General features: G+C 65.5%; 3 protein-coding genes. 1 reads left to right on the top strand and 2 read right to left on the bottom strand.

What is annotated here, in order from left to right:
- The first annotated feature begins 433 nt into the window (after positions 1-433).
- Entirely contained in the window at positions 434-2,296 is a 1,863-nt protein-coding gene (locus tag ROR02_RS16025; protein ID WP_147165052.1) for a chloride channel protein, read from the top strand.
- Positions 2,297-2,379: 83 nt separating this feature from the next.
- Here the strand turns inward: ROR02_RS16025 and ROR02_RS16020 are convergent, their stop codons facing one another.
- Together ROR02_RS16020 and ROR02_RS16015 are read right to left on the bottom strand one after the other, a co-directional pair.
- Positions 2,380-2,778 carry a YcgN family cysteine cluster protein gene (locus ROR02_RS16020; RefSeq protein ID WP_246135597.1) on the bottom strand — a complete coding sequence of 133 codons (399 nt, stop codon included), beginning with the start codon at positions 2,776-2,778 and terminating at the stop codon, positions 2,380-2,382.
- Positions 2,720-4,087, bottom strand: a complete 1,368-nt coding sequence (locus ROR02_RS16015; RefSeq protein ID WP_246135596.1) for a polyhydroxyalkanoate depolymerase — start codon at positions 4,085-4,087, stop codon at positions 2,720-2,722. The genes ROR02_RS16020 and ROR02_RS16015 overlap by 59 nt, the downstream gene beginning before the upstream one ends.
- Positions 4,088-4,277 lie beyond the last annotated feature (190 nt).

Raw genomic sequence — 4,277 nt, 5'->3', positions numbered from 1 at the left:
CGCCAGGGCAATCGGTTCATCCGACTGCCCTGGGGGGAGCGGCAGGGGGAACCCGGGCATGTCCGCGCCACCCTCCCCGGGGTCCGCGCGGATATCGCGCAAGGACTCCAGCCCGGGCGAAGACGGGGGAGAGGCACAAGACAACGCCCGTCGCGTTTGGAATGACCTGGGGCGCCCCTTTCGCGTGTTCATTTTTCCATCAAACAGCACGAAACCGGGTCCGCCCCCCTTAAACCATGCCAAAGAACGATTAGGTTTTGTTCAATCCCCCCAAAAGGGCCTACACTTCCCCCGAAGCATCTCCCCACCCGCGACCGCCGCCCCGGCGCAATCGTGTCGCCGGGGACAATCAAACCCGAGACAAGCCCCCCTGGTTCCGACGCCGCGATGACGGCCGGGCTTGTGAATCCTTTCGGTCAATCAGGTTTTTTTGATGAAAAGCAGTGATTCCAACGACGATCGCCTCCCGATCGGGGAGACCGTTGTCCGTCGTCCGGCGCCGCGCCATGGCGTGGCCTCCCGCCAGACCAAGGCCCGGCGCGTTTCCCTGCCGGTGTTGTCGGTGCTGGCGCTGATCGTCGGGCTGGTCACCGGCCTGGGCGCGGTTGTCTTCCGCTTTCTGATCGGCATTATTCACAACCTCGCCTTCCAGGGCACCTTTTCAACCACCTACGACGCCAACGTCTTTGGCCCCACGCCGCCCTGGGGCATGGGGGTGATCCTGGTTCCGGTGATTGGTGGCTTGATCGTCGTGTGGCTGGTCCGCACCTTCGCGCCCGAAGCCAGGGGGCACGGCGTGCCCGAGGTGATCGACGCCATCTTCTTCAAGCAAGGCGTGATCCGGCCCGTGGTCGCGGTGGTCAAATCCCTGGCCTCGGCGCTGTCCATCGGCACCGGCGCCTCGGTCGGACGCGAGGGGCCGATCATCCAGATCGGGGCCGCCCTGGGCTCGTCGCTTGCCCAATGGACCCGCCTGCCCACCGCCCAGCGCATCGCCCTTTTGTCGGCCGGGGCCGGGGCCGGCATCGCGGCCACCTTCAACACGCCGCTGGGCGCGGTGATGTTCGCCGTCGAGCTGATGATGCCGGAAATCAGCGTCGCGACCTTCATCCCGGTGGTGATCGCCACGGGGGCCGCCACCTACGTCGGGCGCCTCGCCTTCGGCCTGCATCCGGCCTTCATGGTCCCCGCCGCCAGTCTGCCGGAAACGGATCCCTTCGGGGTTGGCACGCTGGCCCTGGTGGTGGTGTTGGGGCTGCTGTGCGGCCTGGCCGCCTGGGCCTTCATCCGGGGCCTGGCCTTCGCGGAAACCTTTTTCGATAAACTGCCGTTCAATGCCTATGTGACCAACATCATCGGCATGACCCTGATCGGCGTGCTGCTGTATGTCCTGCAAACCCAAACCGGCCATTCGTTCGTGGACGGGACCGGCTACGCCGCCATTCAAACGGTGCTTCAGGGCGCCCTGGTCAGCCTGCCGCTGCTGGCGATCTTGTTCCTGGCCAAGCTGTTCGCCACCACCGTCAGCCTGGGATCGGGGGCCTCGGGCGGGGTGTTCGCGCCGTCCTTGTTCATGGGGACCACGCTGGGCGGCGCCTTCGGCGCGGTGGTCGCCCTTGTCTTCCCCGACTCGGGGCTGAGCGTCATGGACTCGGCGATGATCGGCATGGCCTCGGTCAACGCCGGCGCGACCGGCGCGGCCCTGACCGCCATCATCATGGTGTTCGAGATGACCCGGGACTACAACATCATCGTCCCCATGATCATCGCCGTCGCCATGTCGGTCGGCCTGCGCCGCCTGCTGATGGCCGAAAACATCTACACCGTGAAGCTGGTCCCGCGCGGGCACCGCATCCCCAAGGACCGGCACAGCAACATGTTCCTGATCCACCCCGCGCGCGAGCTGCTGGACGGGGCGGCCTTGTTCGTGAACGGCGCGGCCCCCGCCGGAAGCGCGGCAAGCCAGTTGAGCGGGGACGACATGGCGCGGCCCCTGGTCGTCACCGACGGCGCCCGCATTCAGGGCATCATCACCGATCCGGTGCAGCTTCTGGACCTGGCGCGCCATTCCCCCGATGCCTGCGTGGGCCAGCTGGCCCACCGACGGTTCATCGTCGCCCACGAGGACAGTGTCATGCACGATATCCTGAAGCGCATGGGCCGCCACGGCGCCGAAGCCGTCCTGGTGGTCGACCGCCGGCGCGGCGTGCCCCGGGCCGCCGACGTGAAAGGCGTGATCGCCAAGCAGCAGATCGCCGATTCGGTCCTGGCCAGCATCCAAAGCACCAACGCCTGACCCCACCCCCGGGCGCGGACGCACGAACGCAACGAAGGACACCCCGGCACGGCCGGTGTCCTTCGTTCCACCCTCCAGAGCGGTTACAGGTCGTTCCAGTCCACGATGTGGTCTTCCAGGGGGCCGGCGTCGTCCTCGGGGATGGTGCGCCCGCGCACGCTCATGCCGGCGTGATGAACACTGTCGGGAGAGCCGCTTTCGAGGGGATGCCAGGGCGGCAGGGGCATGCCCTGGGCCAGCAGGCGATAGGCGCAGGTTTCGGGCAACCAGGTGAGTTCGTCCAGGTGCCGGGCGCTGAGTTTCACGCAGTCGGGCACCGTGCGCCATCGTCTCGCGTAGTCGATGCACCGGCCGCTGTGCACGTCAAGGAGTTCACAGGCGACGTTCGTGTAATAAACGACGCCCGTGTCTTCCTCTTGCAGCTTATGCAAGCAGCACTTCCCACACCCGTCGCACAAGCTCTCCCATTCCTTGTCCGTCATTCGGTCCAGGGGCTTGGTTTCCCAAAAACGATCCGCGTTCAAGGGGGTGGCGGGGTCGGCCGGCGGCAAGGGCGCGGCCCGACGCCGCGAAATCCGCTTCGATAATGAACTTGCGCACATGGGGAAGGATGTCCTCGCGCCAGCGGCGCCCATTGAAGATCCCGTAATGCCCCACTTTGGGCTGAAGATGATGGCGGCGCAAGGGCTCGGGCAGGTTGGCGCACAAGGCATGCGCCGCCGAGGTCTGGCCGGGGCCGGTGATGTCGTCGCGCTCGCCTTCCACCGTCATCAGATACACGTCGGTGATGGCGCCCGGATCCACCCGGCGGTTATCGACCACCAGCTTGCCCTCGGCCAGCTCGTGGTTCTTGAAAATACGCTCCACGGTTTGCAGGAAAAATTCGGCCGGCAGATCCATGACCGACAGATACTCATCATAAAACGTGCTGTGCTGCTCGGCGCTGTCGCCATCGCCTTCAACCAGATGATTGAAGTACTCCAGGTGCGCGTTGACGTGGCGATCCATGTTCATGGCCATGAACCCGGAAAGCTGCAAGAACCCGGGATAGACCTTGCGCCCCGTCCCCAGATATTGGGCCGGCACCGTGTGAATCAGGCTGTGCTCGAACCACTCCATGTCGTGGCTGTCGGCGAAGCGATTGACCTCGGTCGGGTTGACCCGGGTGTCGATCGGCCCGCCCATCAGCACCATGGAAGCCGGCCGGCACGGGTCGTTGTCGGCGGCCATCAGCGACACGGCCGCGAGAACCGGGACGCTGGGCTGGCACACCGCCAGCACGTGGGTCCCCGGCCCCAGCACGGTCAGGAACTCGCGCAGATACTGCACGTAGGTATCGAAATCAAAGATCCCCTCGTCGGGCGACACCTCGCGGGCGTTCACCCAGTCGGTGATGAACACGTCGTGGTCGGGCAGCAACTCCTTGACCGTGCCGCGCAGCAAGGTGGCGTAGTGGCCCGACATGGGCGCCACCACCAGAAGGCGCGGCTGCCCCGCATCCTCGATCCCGCGCTTGAAGTGGACGAGGTCGCAAAACGGCAGGTCGTAGACCGTGTTCTCCTCGACCCAGGTCCGGCGCCCGTGGACCTCGGTGTGGTCCAGCCCGAAGCGGGGCTTGCCATAGCGGCGCGTCATGCGCTCGAACAACGCCGCCCCGGCCGCGATCTGCCGGCCGACCCGGGTATACGACATGGGAATCCACGGATTGGTGTACAGCCCATGCACCGAGTGGGCCATGAAACGCCACGGCGTCAGCGCGGCGTGCTGCATCTCGTGAAGGTCATAGAGCATTCGCGTCCCACTCCCGAACTTTGCAAGGTGACAGGGCCGGCGGGAATGTCGGGGCACGCGCGACACAAAAATGCGCGATCCCGATCTAATTTGAAAAGATATTAGCCCGCATCTGGCGACATGCAAGAGCAAAGTGGCATCGAAGTACCAAATAACCACAGGACAATCGGGTGAACCGATTGCCCTGGCG

Source organism: Pararhodospirillum oryzae (assembly GCF_007992075.1).
GTDB lineage: Bacteria > Pseudomonadota > Alphaproteobacteria > Rhodospirillales > Rhodospirillaceae > Pararhodospirillum > Pararhodospirillum oryzae.
This window is presented reverse-complemented; position numbering and strand designations above follow the sequence as displayed.